Consider the following 18,694-nt stretch of genomic DNA (forward strand, 5'->3'; position numbering starts at 1 on the left):
TGACGCGGCTTCAGTGCCGTTCACCCCCGTTCACTGCCCACAAAGGCTGCACCATCATTCGATCATTGGCCGCGCAGCCCGCCTGGCCCGCCGCTGGCGGTGCAAATGAAGCCATGACCGAGACCAGCTGGTCCACCTGCCGGCCGAGCATTGCCTGCTCCGCAGTGGCTGTGAGCGGCTGGCTCGCCTCGCCCCACACCCTCAGCATGACATCGCCAGCCATGCGCGTCGAGCCATCGGCCATCCGCACTTGGGACGTGCCCCACACCAGATTGCCGCTGACCATCTCAGGCGCACCCTCGCGCTGCAAGCTGATCGCCACGATGTCCGTCTGTCCGATCGGTGTGAACTCGCCGTCATCCTGCACCCCGTTAGAGTTCAGATCGCGAAACAGCCCGAAATCTTGCCAGCGCGCATCGTCAGCACTCAGCCAACCATCGCCATTGCTGTCAAACGCCCGCAGTCCCTCCAGATCGGTGCTCGCGCCGGGCCAGTCATGAACAAAGCTGATCTCCTCGGGCAGCGAGACGCGCCCATCGCCGTTGCGGTCGAGCGCCAGCAAGGCGTTTTCGGGCCCCACCCAACCCAGCCGCTCGGGCAGCCCATCACCATCGAGATCCAGCAGCACCGGCTGCTCGCGCACATCCAGCAGCTGCAATCCGTCGCCCTGCAAATCCACCACCACCGGCGCGAACCAGTCCGGATCCGGTTGTCGCTTGGGCGGATTCCAGCCAATCGGCTGCTTGTCCTGCAAACGCACCTTATCCTTCTCATGGCGCGTGTGCACCGTCGCGATCGACGCAGCCCCTTCAGGGTCCGACACCTGCACCCAGAACGGATCCTCTCCCACGTAGGGATCAATCAGTTCAGCGCGATACTCCCAGGCGCCGCTGGACGCATCAATGCTCGCGTGCCCATGCACCGGCGCTGCCTTAATCTTGTAGCTTAGAGGCCCCGGCGAATCGATGTCATGGGCGAACACCCGGCCACTGGCCAGCGTCGGATCCTTGTAGTGGTACAAATCTCCATCCCAGTGCGTCCAGGCCCAGCGGTTGGGCGCGGTGTCGTAAGTCACCGAATCAATGATCGGCGGGTCATTCACCGGCTTAATGTTCAGAAACGCCGTGGCGCTGGCGCTGCCGCCCTTGCCATCGCTGATGGAGTAGCTAAAGCGCGCCTGGCCAAAAAAATCCTGGGCTGGCTCAAAAATCACATGCCCTGGGGCCATGCGCACCACGCCATGGACCGCAGCGCTGACGCCGGTCACACGCAGCACATCGCCGGTACGCGGCGTATCTTCGTCCCAGTCGTTGATGAGCAACTGCTCGAAGGCGATCTCCATGGGGGTATCTTCCAGGCCTGCGAACACATCATCGGTGGCCACCGGATTGTGGTTGACGTGCGGTGCGGCAGGGGTGGCGGCTGCGGGCGGTGCCACGCGAGGCGGCGCCGGTTTGCCCGTATTGCCTGGCAGGACGACCTCCTTGCCACTGCCATCGGGTTGTTCATCGATGCGAATGATCCCCGGCGTGTCCTTGTCTCCAGGCTTGTAGCGCACGCCCCACGTGTCGCCCGTTACTTTGGTGGGCTTCACGGGCTTGGTGGAGCCATCGATCTTCGTGGCGGTAACGCTGCCCTGGCCGAAGTTGATCGCGGCAATGCCCGCCTGGCTCAGGCTCTTGAGTTCGGATTCCGCCACTGGCTGCCCCTGCCCGCTCAAGAGCGGCGCGCCGTCAGCACCCCTTGGCTGGTGCTGCACCTGCCCATCGCCATTGCGATCAAGCCAGACGCGAATGGCCCGAAACGCCGGATCCTGGGCATCCAGTCGGCCGTCGCCATTGGCATCCAGCCAGCGCAGATCGGAGCTGAGCAACTCCGGTCCGTCCAGCCGGCCATCGGCATTCAGATCAATGCCCAGCAGCGCCTGGTTGCTGCGCACCCACTGGGTCAGCTCCAGAAAGCCATCGCCATCCAGATCCATCAGCACCTGGCGAAGCTCTTGGGCTTCAGAAGCCTCTGCGGTGGTGCCTGCCGGCTCGGGTGCGACCGTGATGGTCAAGGCTTCCACGCTCTGCGTGCCATCGCCATGCTCGGTGGGCTTTTGCCCGAGATCCTTCATGGCGGGTACGGATAAGAGTAACTGGTGCGCTTGCGCGCGCTGCAGGGCGGCTTGATCGCGCAAAGAGGCGATCTTTGGCAGCAGCGCCTTATGGCGCTCGGGCGCCGGGCTGGGGATGACGAGCGGACCCAGATCGGTCTGCAGGCGCTGCTCGATGCGCGGCGCGATGGCATCGGCTTCGAGCTGCAGCGCCCGCACCTGAGCTTCGAGCTGGGCAGCAGCCTGCACCAGCTCGGCATGCCGGGGCATGACCCCTTCGAGCAGCCAGGCCGGCACAATGGCCTCCTGCGCGTGGCGCGCAAAATCCTGTGCAATGTTCTCGCCCGAGCCATCGGCGCGGTTGCCCGCCCCATCATAGAAGCGGGTGACGGTTTCACCGCGTGCATCGACCCAGCGCAGCAGCATGCTGGCGCCTTGTCTTTGGTACTGCACGCCGGTGGGGTCATGCCAGTAGCCGACTTCGGGCACGCGGGCGGGGTTGAGGGCAAAATGCGGACGGCCTTCGTCATCGACGATGCGGTCAAGATTCTGTTTGAAAGCCTGAAGCAGCTGGCTCATGGCGCCGTCGGTGACTTGCCCGCCGCCTTCCTGGTCGTGGGAGATGCGGCTGTTCAACTCCCCTTGTGGATCCAGATCGACGTGGCTCCAGCCGGCCACGGTGGGCGGCTGCGGCGCCAGGGCCAGGCTGGCGATGGTGGCGAACACGCCGACGGGGCCGATCCAGGCCATGGCGGCGGGGTTGTTGCCGGCGTACAGGCTCAAGGCGCTGGTGCCGATGGAGATCGGGTTACCGCTGTTGATCGCCAGAGCCAGGTTGAGCCCGGGCAGGAACTGGTTGCCCAGGGTGGCAGAGACGATGCCGGCTGTTTGCGCGGTCTGGGTGAGGGTGTCGACCACTTGCAGGGTGCTGGCCAGGGCGCTAGCGTGGTTACCGGACTCCAGGGCGGTGGCGATGTTCAGAAGGCTCGCGCCGGTGACCAGCGGGGCGGGCAGAGGAATGCTGCCGCCGGAGATGACGCTGATGCCGTTGTAGAAGTTGGTCAGCGCCGCCACGCGCTGCAAGTCGCTCATGTGGCCCCAGTTGTCGACGCTGGAGAGGAACGTATTGAAGGCGCTGATGGCCGACTGGGCAGTGCGGCCAATGGAGGCAGCGTCTGGGGTTGCGGGCTCCACCGGTGTTTCACTACCCTCGAGGCCTGAGGGCGCCTCCGTCAAGGACGGTTGATTATTTTCAATTCCATGGATATTCGGTGCGCGTGCTTCCTCCTTGTCGAAAATATAATATTCAGATTCACCGGGAAAACAATGATCCAAATTGGCAATAAGGCCATATCCATTAATCTGACCAGCGTCAGTTTGAATGCCACCTCCAGCGCTGGAAATTAACCATCCATCGTAAGACGGAAGAATAATATCCGAGGGAGCCTCATGCTGCATATCGCCATTAAGAAGCGAGACATAAATTCTCTCGGAAATCTCAGCCACATCATTTAAGGAAGATGAAATGCCAAGATCCTTATAAACTGTCGGCCACAGCTCACAACTTCTTTCGTAAATTCTTGGGAATGCTCGAATCAGTTCAATAAATGAAATTAGATTCCTATCTCCTGCATTTCCCGATGATGGGCCGACATTTTCAACTCTATTATGTATTTCGCGCCAATGCCTTTGATGGTTTAAATCCTCAGCAAGAGCACGAGGAGCGGGGTCACTAAAATCATAAGTGGAGGTGAAGATCGATGGCCTGTACCAGTTGCCATCGGCGGGATTGTAGGCGTAGCCATCAATAATATTAGGATTCATATAACCACCCAAATTCCTGGAATTTAGCGCTGCTCCCAACCCAAGAATTGCGCCACCGATCATTTCAGTGGCGAGTGTATTTACACCCCCTTGACTTAGAAATTTTGATGCACGCAAAAATATAACATCAATTATTTTATTAAATCTCGCACTGTCAGCCATAGAATCTTAAAATCAAGTATCAAACCAATTAACCAAGAAAGCAAAATAGAGCCAATATTGCCAAGGCAACAATAAATCCAATTGCCACCTCACCCCAATACCCTATCTCACAACTTACCAGCTTAATCTTCTTAAGCAAACCCCAAGAGATTCTCCCAACAAACCCAAAAATAAGATCTACAAGCCCCAATAGAAATGCATCAATCATTGCACTCTCCCGTGATTATGAAAATTTTAAGCTGGAATACTAGCTCGCCAAACGGCCACCGAGAGTACCGACCGCCAGAAACGCAGTGCAAGCGATGTCTTCGAACTTGGTAAGCAGTAATGGACGCGAGCTCTTTCAATTTCACAAGGCGAATCGATAAATCATCTCCGCAACCTTCACCTGGCGATCCAGCCATTGAGATAAAAATTCTCGGCGATAGGATATAGTAACGTTGGCGCGCATTCTCGGCTCCAAGCTAAAATAATGAACACACTGTGCTGAAGCAATATTTCGGTTGCTACAGCTAATATAAGCTCTCGCCTTACCGTCGTCTCCCCATGCAATATAGATATCTTCCGCATGAATATGCGCCCTGTAAGGGGCGCCTGTTTCAGGATTGAGTCCTTTGGGGGCAAAACCCTCTAGACCGAACTCGACACCACCAAGCCGCTCGTAACTAATCAGCGGACGAAACGTTTCGGATTCAAGCATCGTCTTGAGAGAACGTCTTGCCCGCCGATCAATTGACTCAGCTCCAGCATACAACTCACCGGACACCACGGTAACCCTGAACCAGCTGGTGGCGAATACATTTGAATTATAGTAATTCCTCCAATTTTCCAAATTCTCCTTCCCCGACATATCTGGGAAGCGCACATGAAAGCCGAAGCTATTTATCTTAGGGGGCTGATCCAGGCGCTGATTTCCCTGGCTCACATTAACGTTGCATTCGAGATCTTCAGCGAAATGGGCTGGTATCATGACGGGCACACCACCCAGATCAGCTCGAACGGCTTGACTAGAATAGCTCTGGCCTGGAATTTTGAAAATTCCAGATTCTTTAAGCGCTCGACACTCTTCTAATGACGATGCCAATGCATCACCAATACTAGCGCTGGATATGGCAGCAAACACAATAGCCGAAACCAAACTTCCGCCAATCCGCCTCAAATCATATATATTCGCATCAAGTTTCATATAAATTCTTCGTTCATCAGAAATTTCGCCGGATTAATCAAGCTCAACAAAAATCAAACACGATCAGCGCTCCCTTAAGCTCTCATTACCAGCCCTTTGAATTGAGCTAAGTAAATATTCAATCAAGCGCCTCTTGCCGGTTTTTATTTCTGCGGTCACGTTCATGCCTGGTGCCAGCCTGATGCGCTTTCCGTCCACATCGATGTGGGTCTTGGAGAGCTTCAGCGCAGCGGGGAAAATGGCGCCTTGCTTCTCATCACTCACTGCGTCTTGTGAGACTTTGTCTACCGTGGCTTTGACAATCCCGTAGCGTGTGAAGGGAAAGGTTTCAAGCTTGAGTGCCACTTCCTGGCCAGGTTCGACAAAGCCTATGTCCTTGTTTTCAAGCATCACCTCGGCGCTTAGTTCTGCGCCATCAGGCACGATCACGAGCAGTGGCTGCGCTTCCGTGACGACCCCACCCTCGGTGTGCATCGCCAATTGTTGGACGGTACCGGCTACCGGGGCGACGAGGGTGGTCAGCAGTTCACGGTGCATGGCCTTAGTCATCTCCTGAGAGGCCTGGTGGCGCTTGAGTTCTGCCTGCGCCAGGCGATCGTTTAGCGCTTTGACTGTTTCGGCCAGATAGGCACGTCGTGCATGTTCTGCTTCGCGGAGCGACGCTTGCGCTTCTTGGAGCCTGGCGTATTGGGTCGCCAGATCCCGCTCCAGTTCGATTCGCTCACGGATCCGGTCCTGGCTGGCGTGGCCCGACATGAAGCCTTGTGCAGTCAATGCCAGAAAATCCTGCTCCCGCTGACGCGCTATGGGAAGCGTGGCTTCGATCTTGCCAATCATGGCCCGCACCGTGACCTGCTCAGCCTCGCGACGCAGATGTTCCGCTGAAAAGCGCGCCAGCCGAGCAGTGATGTCACTCCATTCAGCAGATAACTGCGTTTGAGCCTCGGCTCGTGCTGCCTCGTTCCAGTCTGCAGGGACGCCATTGGGATCGAGCGCGACTACTGATGCCCCCTTTGATGCATTCGCAAGTAGGTTCAGCAGTGCTCGCGTGCGCAGCCACTCAGATTGCGCGGCGCGGCCGCTCTCGGCAAGGCTGGATCTGTCAGCCTGAGCGGCGGTAGGATCCAGTTCAACCAGGGTCTGCCCTGCAATGACGCGGTCGCCGTCTTTAACAAGAATTCGGCGCACGACACTGCGCTCCAACGGCTGGATAACCTTCGTTCGGTCGCTCACGATGATTCGACCGGGCGCCACGGCCACGATATCGATGGATCCGAGAATGGCCCAGGCGAGTGCCATGAGAAAGAGAACCATGATGATCCAGGCCAGCCGCCGTGGCGCCGGATGTACAGGCGTTTCCTGCAGGCTCAGTGCGGCAGGCAGAAAGGCAGCCTCATCAGCCTGACGACGCGGGCCAGCCAGTTCGGCACGGTGCGCCCATGCCGCCCGAAAGACTGCGCGGTAGCGGGCAAGTAGGCCCATGGCCGGATGGCGTTGGGTGGTTTCTGGCGAATCCGGGTTCATGCCGCAGCTTCCGGAGGGGTTTGTCCGAATGCCTCGATATTTTTTTCGTCATTCGTTGGCGCTGTGGTCTGAGCGTTCGCCTGGCCGCCTTGCATGCGCCACAAGTGCGCGTAGAGGCCCTTCGGCCTCTGGATCAGCGCTTCGTGCGGTCCGGCTTCGACGATGCATCCTTTGTCCATGACGATGATCCGATGCGCATGACGAACTGCACTGAGGCGGTGCGCAATGATGAGCACCGTGCGCCCCCGGCAAATAGATGCCATGTTGCGCTGAATAATGGCTTCGCTTTCGTAATCGAGGGCACTGGTGGCTTCGTCCAGAATGAGGATTCGCGGATTGGTAAAAAGTGCACGCGCGATAGCGATGCGCTGCCTCTGCCCACCCGAGAGTCCGCCGCCCTGTTCACCCACGACGGTGTCATAGCCTTCTGGCAGCTCACTGATGAATTCGTGAGCACCGGCCATGCGGGCCACTCGCATGACAGTCTCCAGCGGAGCGGCAGGATCAGCGATGGCGATGTTCTCGCGCACGCTGCGGTTGAAGAGCAGGTTTTCCTGGAGCACGACGCCGACTTGCCGGCGCAGTTGCGCGGAGTCGATAAGGCCAATGTCGATCCCGTCTACCAGCAGGCGACCCTGCTCTGGAACGTAGAGACGCTGAACGAGTTTGGTCAGCGTACTTTTTCCGGAGCCTGAGCGGCCTACGATGCCCAGCACCTCACCTGGGCGTATATCAAGACTCAGACCGTGCAAGACGGGAGTGGCCTCCGGCCGATAGCGGAAGTGCACGCCATCTAGCGTGATCCGGCCCGTGACAGACGGAAGTTGTGCGGCGCTGCTTGGGGGGCTTCTGTGCGGGTATTGAGAATGTCGCCCAGCCGGGCCATGGAAATGCCGGTCTGCTGAAAGTCTGTCCAGAGCTGTGCCATTCGCATGATGGGCTGGGCCACGCGCTGGGCGAACATGTTGAAGGCAATGAACTGACCGACCGTCAACTGATTGCTCATCACCAAGTGTGCACCGTACCAAAGGGTGGCTGCGTTCACGAGTTTGCCTATCAGGTTGATTCCTTCATGCGCCCAGCTAGCGAGGTTTTGAGCCCGAAAGCTGGCGCTCACGTAGGCGGCCAGCTGGTTGTCCCAGCGGCGTGCGAAGCTGGGCTCCAACGCGCTGGCCTTGACGGTCTGAATGCCGGTCACCGTTTCGACCAGCATGGCCTGGTTTTCGGCTCCGCGAGCAAATTTGTGATCCAGCCTGCGCCTGAGGATGGGGACCACCATCAGGCTCAGACCCAAGTAAAGTGGCAGACTGACGAGCACGATGAGTGTGAGCGGTGCGCTGTAGAGCAACATCACACCAATGAAGATCAAGGAGAACACTAAGTCCAGCACCACGGTAAGTGCATTGCCGGTAAGAAAGCTTCGGATGCTTTCTAGCTCACGCACGCGTGCTACCGAATCGCCAACACGGCGAGCCTGGAAGTAGGCCAAGGGCAATTGCATGAGGTGGCGGAACAGCCGCGCCCCCAGCTCGACGTCGATGCGGCTGGTGGTGTGGCTGAAGACATAAGTGCGCAGAGCAGTCAGCACACTCTCGAACACCACGACCACGACGAGCCCTACGATCAGGACATCCAGGGTGGTCATTCCACGATGCACAAGAACCTTGTCCATCACGACCTGGAAAAACAATGGACTGACCAGAGCGAACAGCTGCAGCATGAACGAGATCAGCAACACTTCGCCCAGAAGCCGTCGATATTTGACGAGACTGGGAATGAACCAGGAAAAGTCAAATTTGGCGAGTTCGCCCACCAGACTGGCGCGGCTGGAGACCAGAATGAGTTCGCCAGTCCAGGATTCACCGAATGCTTCTATGGTCTCAATTGCTGGCCGGTTCTCTGCGTTCTCCCGAGATGGATCGAGAATAAGGACGCGCTGAGCGTTGCACCGGGCCAGAACCACGGTGCGCGTGCCGCCATCATCGGACCGAAGAATGGCTAAGGCAGGCAATGGACACAACGGAAGGCGCTCAGTAGTGGTGCCTGACAGCTTGACTTTTAGCCCTAAGTGCTTGCCTGCCCGCAGGAGATCCTTCACTGTGGCCGACTCACTGGGCCGTAAATCCATCTGGTGGGCCAATGCCGAAGGGTCTACGGCAATATGGTGCAGACGCGCGACCGCGCAAAGTGCCAACAGACTGCGGACAGCCTCAGACTGATCAGCAGAATCCGCTTTGAGTCCGAACTGATGGTCTGCCTCCTCCTCGCGCAAGGCTGCGACTGAGGGTTGGCGCCTAACTGCCATGCCACCCCTTCCGAGGCAACGATGGGTTGCATCCGACCATGCACAGAATTAACAATACTATAGTTATATTCAAAATTAGAACCCTCTTGATCAAGGCGCTATTTTAGATATTTAATAGTACTTATAGCTTACTAATGCATCCTCATCCTATGGATGGATCATCTCGATCGCGACGACTTCACCCAGGGAAAAACAAGCGTCGCGAGAAAGCTCCGCTCAGCAACGCAGACATCTCCAACAGAGATGGCGAATCACCCCGATATAAGGGAAAATAACTTCAAGTCATCTCAAGCAGAGAAGACTTCTCACATGAAAACCACAGAACGCAGTTTCGTACGCCGAATTGATCTCACCTCGCTTCAGCTCTTCGTAGCTGTGTGCGAGCTGGGCAGCATCGGGCGGGCGTCTGAGAGGGAGTTCATTGCAGCTTCGGCCATCAGCAAACGACTGGCGGATCTGGAAGAGGCTCTGGGCACCGCCCTCCTCTATCGTCACACACGAGGAGTCGACCTCACTCCTGCGGGGGAGAATCTGCTCCACCATGCTCGAAGCGTGCTGTTCAGTCTGGAAAAGATGCAAGGCGAGCTTTCAGAGTATGCCGACGGAGTTCGGGGCCATGTGCGCATGCATGCCAGCATCTCTGCAATCGTGCAGTTCCTGCCTGAAGATCTTGGTGCATTTTCACGCCGCCACCCACAGGTCAAGATAGACTTGGAAGAGCACTTATCCAAGGAAGTCATACGCGCCGTGCAAGAGGGCGCCGCAGATGTTGGCATATGCAATGTCAATTCCCTGACCGACAGCGGTGCAGTGCTGCAAACGCGGCCTTACCGCGAGGATCATTTGACGTTGATAGTGCCCAGCGGACACGCTCTTGCCGAGCGGCAGACTGTTGATTTCATGGAAACCCTGGATTTCGATCACGTAGGACTCCACGCGCATTCGTCGCTATATTTGGCCATGCATCAGGCCGCTGGCGACGCGGGGCGATCCATTCGCCTGCGCATACGCGTTACCAGCCTGGATGCCGTGTGCCGCATGATCGACAATGGACTCGGAGTGGGCGTTATGCCTGAACGCGCGTTCTCGCTGATACACGGCGTTGGGGACCTGCGAAGTGTGCCGCTCACGAATGAATGGGCCACCCGGAAAATCAGCATGATCGCGCGCGACTTTGACAGCCTCCCAGTCACCGCCAGAACGCTGGTAGAGCACCTATCTGAAGCCCCTACGCCCCACGACCTTTAGACCTGGAAAACTGAAACCCCACGAGAGACTTTCACATGACAGCCCGCACCCTCTACGACAAGCTCTGGGACGAACACGTCGTCCACTCCGAAGAAGACGGCACCGCCATCCTCTATATTGACCGCCACCTGGTGCACGAAGTCACCAGCCCGCAAGCTTACGAAGGGCTGCGTCAGGCGGGCCGCAAGGTATGGCGAGTCAGCTCCGTGGTCGCCACTGCGGACCACAACACCCCCACTACCGGATGGGAACGTGGCTATGACGGCATTGAGGATCCGATCAGCAAGGAGCAGATCGTCACCCTGGACGCCAACATCAAGGCGTTTGGTTCGGCCGCGTATTTTCCGTTCCTGAGCAAGCGCCAGGGCATCGTGCACGTTATGGGTCCGGAAAACGGGGCCACGCTTCCAGGCATGACCGTTGTCTGCGGAGACAGCCATACCAGCACGCACGGAGCGTTTGGAGCACTGGCACACGGGATCGGCACCAGCGAGGTTGAGCACGTTCTGGCCACCCAGACACTGCTGGCCAAGAAGGCGAAAAATCTGCTGATCAAGGTCGAGGGGCAACTGAAGTCGGGCGTGACCGCCAAGGACATTGCGCTCGCCATCATCGGAAAGATCGGTACAGCCGGCGGGACCGGCTACACCATCGAATTCGGTGGTAGTGCCATCCGCGCCTTGAGCATGGAAGGTCGGATGACCTTGTGCAACATGGCGATCGAGGCAGGCGCCCGCTCAGGCATGGTGGCGGTGGATGAGAAGACCATCGAGTACGTAAAAGGCCGCCTGCTGGCACCCGGCACCGACCCGGTGACAGGAAAGTTCGTCGGTGGCCCGGAATGGGATCAGGCTGTTGCTTACTGGAAAACGCTGCACTCCGACCCCGGAGCGCACTTCGACACCGTGATTGAGCTCGACGGTTCCCAGATTGTGCCGCAGGTGACCTGGGGAACCAGCCCCGAGATGGTGCTTGGAGTGAATGCCCGCGTACCTGATCCCGAGAAAGAAAAGGACGCAGGCAAGCGCGGCGCCATCGAGCGCGCCCTCACCTACATGGGTCTGGAGCCCAACAAGGCGCTGCAGGACATCCATGTCGACAAAGTCTTCATCGGCTCATGCACCAACAGCCGCATCGAAGACATGCGCGAAGCTGCAGCCGTGGTCAAAAAGATCGGCCAGAAGGTAGCTCGAAACGTCAAGCAGGCCTTGGTCGTGCCCGGCTCAGGATTGGTCAAGGCTCAAGCCGAGGCTGAAGGCCTGGACAAAATCTTCGTCGCCGCAGGATTTGAATGGCGCGAGCCGGGCTGCAGCATGTGCCTGGCCATGAATGCCGACCGGCTGGATCCAGGTGAGCGCTGCGCCAGCACCAGCAACCGGAACTTTGAAGGCCGGCAGGGAGCTGGTGGCCGCACACACCTGGTCAGCCCGGCGATGGCTGCCGCTGCAGCCATACATGGGCATTTCGTGGATGTTCGGCGTTTTTCCTGACAAACCATAGGCCGCAGGTCTTGCTACGCTCATAAGCCTGTTTATCGATCTGATCGAAAGGAGCTTTCCATGAAATCTTCCATCGCCCTCACACTCATTTTGACAGCCGCAGCCTTGGCCGGTTGCAACACCTGGAGCGCAGCCAAGCAAGACGCCAAGCAAGTTGGCAGCACCGTTACCCATGCAGTCGGCACGGGTCTGGACAAGGCTGGCGACGGCCTGAACACCGCTGGTGAGAAAGTCAAAGGCGTCGCCAAATAAAAGTCCTGCTGCTCCGGAGGCGTCCGGCTGTGCCCATCGCCTCCGTAACTCCCGTAAATGCGGTTCTGACGATTGACCGCCATCGATTGATAAGCCCCCCTCAACCCCCTACACCTACCAACTTCCGCCGTGGACAAATTCACCGTACACAAGGGCCTTGCGGCCCCGATGGATCGCGAAAACGTCGACACCGACGCGATCATTCCAAAGCAATTTCTGAAGTCGATCAGGAAGACCGGCTTCGGGCCGAATCTTTTCGATGAATGGCGCTACCTGGACAAGGGTGAGCCAGGGCAAGACCCTGCTTCTCGCAAGCCGAATCCTGATTTTGTCCTGAACCAGCCGCGCTACCAGGGTGCGAGCGTTCTTCTGGCTCGCAACAACTTTGGCTGCGGTTCAAGCCGTGAGCATGCGCCGTGGGCCTTGGAGCAATACGGCTTTCGCAGCATCATCGCACCAAGTTTTGCCGATATTTTCTTCAACAACTGCTTCAAGAACGGGCTGCTTCCGATTGTTCAGCCTGAAGCCGTCGTGGCGAAGCTGTTTGACGAGGTGGCGGCGTTTCCAGGCTACGAGCTGACCATCGACCTGGAGCGTCAGGTGATTGTCAAGCCTGACGGAAGCGAACTGGCTTTTGACGTACAACCTTTTCGTAAGTATTGCCTGCTGAATGGCCTGGACGACATCGGCCTGACGCTGCGTCAGACAGAAAAAATCAAGGCCTACGAAGCCGAGCGGCTGGCGACCAAGCCATGGCTAAACAAGGTTGCGGCCACTTCCTGAAGCTTGCTTCGACCTACAAAAAAAAATCGATAAAACCATCCAAAATCATGAAAATTGCAGTTCTTCCCGGCGACGGTATTGGTACAGAGATCGTTGCCGAGGCAGTGAAGGTTCTCAAGGCGCTTGACCTTCAGTTCGAGATGGAAGAGGCATCTGTTGGCGGTGCCGCGTACGATGCGCACGGCCACCCTCTTCCGGAGTCCACACTCAAACTCGCCCAGCAAGCTGACGCCATTTTGTTCGGTGCTGTGGGCGATTGGAAATACGACAAGCTGGATCGTCCGCTCCGACCCGAGCAAGCCATTCTCGGGCTCCGCAAGCACCTTGGCCTGTTCGCGAATTTCCGCCCGGCGATCTGCTATGAACAGCTAACCCACGCAAGCAGCCTGAAACCGGAACTGGTTTCAGGCCTGGACATCCTCATCATCCGCGAATTGACGGGCGACATTTATTTTGGCCAGCCACGCGGACGCCGAACGGCTCCGGATGGCAACTTCCCGGGTGCCGAAGAAGCCTTCGACACCATGCGCTACACCCGCCCTGAGATCGAACGCATTGCGCGGGTGGCCTTCGAGGCCGCTCGCAAGCGTGGCAAGCGGGTCACCAGCGTCGACAAGGCCAACGTGCTGGAGACGTTCCAGTTGTGGAAAGATGTGGTTACCGAGGTACACAAGGACTACTCCGACGTGGCGCTTGACCATATGTACGTCGACAACGCCGCGATGCAGCTTGTGAAGGAGCCCAAGCGCTTTGACGTGGTCGTCACGGGCAACATGTTTGGAGACATCCTGAGCGACGAGGCCTCCATGCTGACCGGCTCAATCGGCATGCTGCCTTCGGCAAGCCTGAACGACAAGAAGCAAGGCCTGTACGAACCCAGCCATGGCAGTGCGCCTGATATTGCTGGAAAAGGCTTGGCCAATCCGCTGGCCACCATTCTCAGTGCCGCCATGATGCTGCGTTACTCTCTGAATCAGCCTGAGGCAGCTGATCGCATTGAAAGCGCCGTCAAAAATGTATTGGCACAGGGCCTGCGCACGGCTGACATCTATAGCGAAGGAACCACCAAGGTCGGCACCCGTGAAATGGGCGATGCCGTAGTGAAAGCCTTGGCCTGACCCCATAACAGTAACAGGCCTAACCCCGCAGCCCCTGTGGGTTGACAGCCGCGGGTGAATGAGATTGCTGTCTTTTTTTAGGCTTCTCAGAGGTTACGTAGCGGGAAAGCGACACTCACCCCGCCAGCATGGCGGGAATATATTCCCAATATTCAGTAATTGCCGCCCTCCCCCGCTACAATTCACGCACCATGAACGCGCGCGATCTCCTTGATCCCACCACCTCGGTTTTTACACCGAAAGCGTTCGCGTCCGCGGGCATTTCTGGCTCGTTCTCGTCCCCCATTACCACGATTACCAAAAAGGGCTGACTCAGTCCTGGTTCGTCGTGCGCCCAACTCCCGGAGCAGACGAGCCGGGCAGGTCAGACAGATTAACTTTGTTTGAAAGGCGCGAAAGAAAATGAAAATCGGAAACACCGTCGGCTTGGTCGGCTGGCGCGGAATGGTCGGCTCGGTTCTCATGGACCGCATGCAGTCCGAGAAAGACTTCGACCTGATCGAGCCCGTGTTTTTCTCTACCAGCAATGCCGGTGGTGCTGCTCCGGCCATGGCCAAGAACGAGAAAACGCTCAAGGACGCGCACGATATTGAGGCGCTGAAGAAGTGCGACATCATTCTCACCTGCCAGGGTGGCGACTACACCTCCGAAGTGTTCCCCAAACTGCGCGCCGCTGGCTGGAAAGGCCACTGGATTGACGCCGCCAGCACCCTGCGCATGAATGACGATGCCGTCATCGTGCTCGACCCCGTGAACATGCCCGTCATCAAGAACGCGCTTGCCAAAGGCGGCAACAACTGGGTCGGGGGCAACTGCACCGTCAGCTGCATGCTGATGGGCGTAGGCGCGCTTTACAAAGCAGGCCTGGTCGAGTGGATGAGCACGCAAACCTACCAGGCTGCCAGCGGCGGCGGCGCGCAGCACATGCGCGAACTGCTCACCCAATATGGCACTCTGTATAGCGAGGTGAAAGCCTTGCTGGATGACCCAAAGAGCGCCATACTGGAGATCGATCGCAAGGTCATCGCCCGTCAGCGTGGCCTGAGTGCCGACGAGACCGCCAACTTTCTGGTACCTCTGGGCGGATCGCTAATTCCCTGGATCGACAAGGATCTGGGCGACGGCTATTCGCGTGAAGAATGGAAAGGCATGGCCGAAACCAACAAGATCATGGGGCTGGGCGACGGCTTTGGAACCCCTTCCATTCCTGTAGACGGATTCTGTGTTCGCGTCGGTGCCATGCGCTGCCACAGCCAGGCGCTCACCTTCAAACTGAAGAAAGACGTGCCGACGGCTGACATCGAAGCCATGATCGCCGCGGACAACGACTGGGTGAAAGTGGTGCCCAACAACAAAGAAGCCACGCTGGCTGAACTGACCCCCGTAGCCGTCACCGGCACCATGACTATTCCAGTCGGGCGCATCCGCAAACTGGCCATGGGTCCAGAGTACCTTGGCGCGTTCACCATTGGCGACCAGCTCCTCTGGGGTGCTGCTGAACCGCTGCGTCGTATGTTGCGCATCTTGCTGGAAGACTGACGGTATTAAAAACGCAACGTGTCCGCCCAAACTCGTTGCGTTTTCGCAACATAGCCCAAGGCATCCTTTTTGGGGCCTTGGGCCGAATATTTGAAGCAGGGTTTCAAGCTTGGCGGACCCAAGAATTTCAAGCTGCGAATGGGTCTCATTTAGCCAATTCATGATCGCTTCTTAGCCTACACTATTGAGCTATTGGTGCAGGCGCCCATTCCCGGGATTGAACGATGCGGGGCCATGAGTGTGGTCTCGCCTGCAGCACTACACTAGAGGACCTGGTCAAGCCATCGGACTTCGAGCGCCAAAAGCCAAAATTCTCCTTGGCAAGGGTGGAATTTGCGGTGCTCCGAGACTCGCTGACGATACGTGGGCCAAGAAGACTTTAAAAAACGGACACTGCGGCCCATACTCTGCTGGCGATTGCCAAGCTCGACAAACTCTTCGATTAGCTTGTCAGGCTAATTTGTTGATGTTAATGTCGATTTTCGTATTATCCAGAGGCGGGTCCTTATCTCTCCAACGATCTATGCAGAAAAGAACGAACGCACTCCACCGCAGATCGGCGCCGGCCGGCTTGACCGTCTTGCCTTGGAAGAAAGCCCTTCTGGCTTCGGCGGCCTCGCTCGCCATGCTGGGCGTCAGTCTGGATGCTCAGGCACTGGCCCTGGGGGCAGTCACGGTGCGTTCTGCCTTGGGCGAGCCCTTGCGCGCAGAAATCGAAGTGCCGCAAATATCGTCTGAAGAAGCCGCTTCGTTTCAGGCCGGCATCGCCTCGCCACAGGCGTTTCGCGCAGCGGGCGTCGATTATTCGCCTGCCTTGACTGGTGCCCGGCTGTCCCTTCAGAGACGTCCCAATGGGCAAGCGTATCTACGATTAGTGAGCGACCGCCCAATCAACGAGCCATTCCTGGGCGTGGTGGTCGAGGCCAATTGGGCTACCGGCCGTTTGGTGCGTGACTACACCATGCTTGTCGACCCTCCTGGCAGGCCCGTCGCGTCCGCCCCTGTGCCACCACCGAGCGCAAGCATTGCTCCGCAGCCAGGCGTAGTGTCTACTCCGACGGCAGAACAAGTCACCCGCAGCGAAACTTCTCCCAGGCCTTCACGCACTCCCCGCGCCACAGAAGCGAGTCAGCCTCGCGGCGCCTCTGCCAATCGCAACGGACAAGTGACCGTTCAACGAGGCGACACCGCCTACAAAATTGCGTCCAGCAATTTGCCAGACGGCGTCTCGCTGGATCAGATGCTGATAGCGATGATGCGCGCCAACCCAAACGCATTCATCCGCGGCAACGTTAACCTCATGAAGGCTGGGGCCGTACTGGACCTGCCCAGTGCTGAACAGGCCAATTCCATCTCGCGTACCGAAGCCCGTCGGGCAGTGGCAACACATAGCCGCGATTTTCAGGAATTCCGCCGGAGTCTGGCGCAAAGCGCTCCACGCACGCAAGTAGCGGCGGCCGGTCGCAGCGCCTCTGGCCGCGTCGCCGCCAGTGTTCAGGAAGGCACTTCTGCCCCACCCACCCCGGATCGATTGACCATTTCCAAAGGCACAGTAGACAGTACTGCAGCACCGAGCGCAGCCGAAACGGGGCTAGCTCAGTCGCGGCAAGCGCAGGAGCAGGCTGAACGTATCGCAGAACTGAACAGGAACATTGACGAGCTGGCCCGCCTCAAAGCCCCAGCCTCTACCGCGTCCGCGCCAGACGCTCCCGCGATTGGTTTGCCCACTGGCGCAATACAGGGCGCCAGTGCAGCACCGGGCGCGGCAACCCCCCAACAGTCGCCAACGGCGCGCAAGCGGGAGCCTCTTCGGCGGCCGCTATGGGTGCGACGGAAGCGCCGGCAGCATCTCCAGCCCCGGCTCCTGTCGCAAAGCCCGCGCCTATGGAGGCACCTGAGCCCTCGTTCCTCGACTCGCTCAAGGAAAATCCATTGCTTCCTGTGGCGGGTGCCGGCCTTCTGGCGCTTTTGGCCGCATACGGCGTTTACCGTTCGCGGCAAAAGAAGCAAGCCGATCTTCTGAACGATTCGCTTGGGGACAGCCGCGTGTCGGCAGACTCCTTCTTCGGCGCGAGCGGCGGCAAGCGAGTTGACACCAGCGAGAGCTCTGAACGTGCAGGGGCCCCGTCATCCATGATGTATTCGCCCAGCCAGATCGATTCCGCCGGGGACGTCGACCCGGTGGCCGAGGCTGAGGTCTATCTTGCCTATGGGCGTGACACTGAGGCTGAAAAAATACTCAAGGAAGCCCTGCGGGTGTATCCGGGCCGAGTATCCATTCAGCGCAAGCTGGCAGAAATTTATGCCAAGCGACGCGATTCACGTGCACTGGAAGCTGTAGCGACCGCCATCCGCACTGCTTCCGGCGGCGCAGGGCCCGACTGGGAGCACGTTCGGGAACTAGGGGAACAACTGGATCCCGCCAACAAACTCTACGCACCCGGAGCCATTTCTCGCAAGCCTAGCCCCAACTTGGCCCCTGCCCGCCCCGATTTTGATGTGGACACATTGCAGGAGGAGCCATCTATCTCAACACGGATGGGCGACGAAACCCGTCCGCCGAGCATGGCCCCGGGACTCGACCTGAGCCTTGATGATGCCTCCGTCAAGTCAGAACCTTCCGCACATGCGAGCAATACCGTAGTTGCCCCCATGATGGCTGCGGCTGCGGCTACGGCTGCGGCCACAAGCACCATCGGCAAGCCACCGGCGGCAACCAAGCCTCCAGCAGATGCCCCTTCTGCCACAGAATTGGCTCCTCTGGATTTCGACCTGAGTTTGAGCGAGCTGGATGCTCCTGATACCGTATCGCCGGCAACGCCCTCCCCGACACCCCTAACACCGACGACGCAAGCGGCCAAGCCTGCCGCGCTTGACCTCCCCAAGGTGTCCAGCGGGCAGAGCGACTCCGGAATGATCGAGTTTGACCTGGAGGCCCTGTCAGTCGATCCCGAGACTCGCACGGCCGATCTCCTGTCTGCCCAGCCTGACGAAGCCGATGATGATCCCTTAAGCACCAAGTTGGAGCTTGCCCGCGAGTTCCACGCCATAGGCGACACGGAAGGTGCACTCAGCCTGGCGAAGGAAGTCGTCTCTGAGGCCGATGGACCGATCAAGGCACGTGCGGAGCGTTTTCTGAGCGAGTTGAGTTGAGTT

General features: G+C 58.3%; 11 protein-coding genes and 1 pseudogene. 8 read left to right on the forward strand and 4 right to left on the reverse strand.

What is annotated here, in order from left to right; genetic code table 11:
- Positions 1–10 precede the first annotated feature (10 nt).
- The 4 genes and pseudogenes from AAAK34_RS12745 to AAAK34_RS12760 all read right to left on the reverse strand — a co-directional run bounded on the left by AAAK34_RS12745 (position 11) and on the right by AAAK34_RS12760 (position 8,991).
- Complete coding sequence (locus AAAK34_RS12745) at positions 11–3,292, reverse strand: Ig-like domain-containing protein (RefSeq protein ID WP_431777343.1); 3,282 nt, start codon at positions 3,290–3,292, stop codon at positions 11–13.
- 1,141 nt (positions 3,293–4,433) lie between these two features.
- Positions 4,434–5,270, reverse strand: a complete 837-nt coding sequence (locus tag AAAK34_RS12750; protein ID WP_231698155.1) for a hypothetical protein — start codon at positions 5,268–5,270, stop codon at positions 4,434–4,436.
- A gap of 63 nt (positions 5,271–5,333) precedes the next feature.
- Positions 5,334–6,794 (reverse strand): HlyD family type I secretion periplasmic adaptor subunit, encoded by a 1,461-nt coding sequence (locus AAAK34_RS12755; RefSeq protein WP_231698154.1) that lies wholly within the window; start codon positions 6,792–6,794, stop codon positions 5,334–5,336.
- A pseudogene (locus AAAK34_RS12760) lies at positions 6,791–8,991 on the reverse strand (type I secretion system permease/ATPase). Before AAAK34_RS12760 ends, AAAK34_RS12755 begins: the two are co-directional and overlap by 4 nt.
- A gap of 417 nt (positions 8,992–9,408) precedes the next feature.
- Here AAAK34_RS12760 and AAAK34_RS12765 point away from each other — a divergent pair.
- The 8 genes from AAAK34_RS12765 to AAAK34_RS12800 all read left to right on the forward strand — a co-directional run bounded on the left by AAAK34_RS12765 (position 9,409) and on the right by AAAK34_RS12800 (position 18,691).
- Positions 9,409–10,347, forward strand: coding sequence for a LysR substrate-binding domain-containing protein (locus AAAK34_RS12765; RefSeq protein WP_231698166.1), 939 nt, complete (start codon positions 9,409–9,411; stop codon positions 10,345–10,347).
- Positions 10,348–10,382: 35 nt separating this feature from the next.
- Positions 10,383–11,837, forward strand: a complete 1,455-nt coding sequence (gene leuC / locus AAAK34_RS12770) for a 3-isopropylmalate dehydratase large subunit (protein ID WP_231698153.1) — start codon at positions 10,383–10,385, stop codon at positions 11,835–11,837.
- A 69-nt stretch (positions 11,838–11,906) separates the two neighbouring features.
- On the forward strand, positions 11,907–12,098 hold the full coding sequence (locus AAAK34_RS12775) for an entericidin EcnAB (RefSeq protein ID WP_231698152.1): 192 nt from the start codon (positions 11,907–11,909) through the stop codon (positions 12,096–12,098).
- Between the two features lie 129 nt (positions 12,099–12,227).
- Positions 12,228–12,881, forward strand: coding sequence for a 3-isopropylmalate dehydratase small subunit (gene leuD, locus AAAK34_RS12780; RefSeq protein WP_231698151.1), 654 nt, complete (start codon positions 12,228–12,230; stop codon positions 12,879–12,881).
- 47 nt (positions 12,882–12,928) lie between these two features.
- A complete protein-coding gene (leuB, locus tag AAAK34_RS12785; protein ID WP_231698165.1) occupies positions 12,929–13,999 on the forward strand; it encodes a 3-isopropylmalate dehydrogenase in 1,071 nt (356 codons plus the stop codon).
- Positions 14,000–14,401: 402 nt separating this feature from the next.
- Positions 14,402–15,538, forward strand: a complete 1,137-nt coding sequence (asd, locus tag AAAK34_RS12790) for an aspartate-semialdehyde dehydrogenase (protein ID WP_231698150.1) — start codon at positions 14,402–14,404, stop codon at positions 15,536–15,538.
- 580 nt (positions 15,539–16,118) lie between these two features.
- The gene (locus AAAK34_RS12795) at positions 16,119–17,561 is read left to right on the forward strand and encodes a type IV pilus assembly protein FimV (RefSeq protein WP_431777344.1); all 1,443 of its coding nucleotides are present in this window, start codon (positions 16,119–16,121) and stop codon (positions 17,559–17,561) included.
- 23 nt (positions 17,562–17,584) lie between these two features.
- Positions 17,585–18,691 (forward strand): FimV/HubP family polar landmark protein, encoded by a 1,107-nt coding sequence (locus tag AAAK34_RS12800; RefSeq protein ID WP_431777345.1) that lies wholly within the window; start codon positions 17,585–17,587, stop codon positions 18,689–18,691.
- Positions 18,692–18,694: the final 3 nt, after the last annotated feature.

The organism is Ottowia caeni (assembly GCF_050821495.1).
Classification (GTDB): Bacteria; Pseudomonadota; Gammaproteobacteria; order Burkholderiales; family Burkholderiaceae_C; genus Ottowia; species Ottowia caeni.

Bases quoted from the DNA above. Each gene is read 5' to 3' on its own strand.
- AAAK34_RS12750 (WP_231698155.1), bottom strand. From the start codon at position 5,270: ATGAAACTTGATGCGAATATATATGATTTGAGGCGGATTGGCGGAAGT.
- AAAK34_RS12755 (WP_231698154.1), bottom strand. From the start codon at position 6,794: ATGAACCCGGATTCGCCAGAAACCACCCAACGCCATCCGGCCATGGGC.
- AAAK34_RS12765 (WP_231698166.1), top strand. From the start codon at position 9,409: ATGAAAACCACAGAACGCAGTTTCGTACGCCGAATTGATCTCACCTCG.
- leuC (WP_231698153.1), top strand. From the start codon at position 10,383: ATGACAGCCCGCACCCTCTACGACAAGCTCTGGGACGAACACGTCGTC.
- AAAK34_RS12775 (WP_231698152.1), top strand. From the start codon at position 11,907: ATGAAATCTTCCATCGCCCTCACACTCATTTTGACAGCCGCAGCCTTG.
- leuB (WP_231698165.1), top strand. From the start codon at position 12,929: ATGAAAATTGCAGTTCTTCCCGGCGACGGTATTGGTACAGAGATCGTT.
- asd (WP_231698150.1), top strand. From the start codon at position 14,402: ATGAAAATCGGAAACACCGTCGGCTTGGTCGGCTGGCGCGGAATGGTC.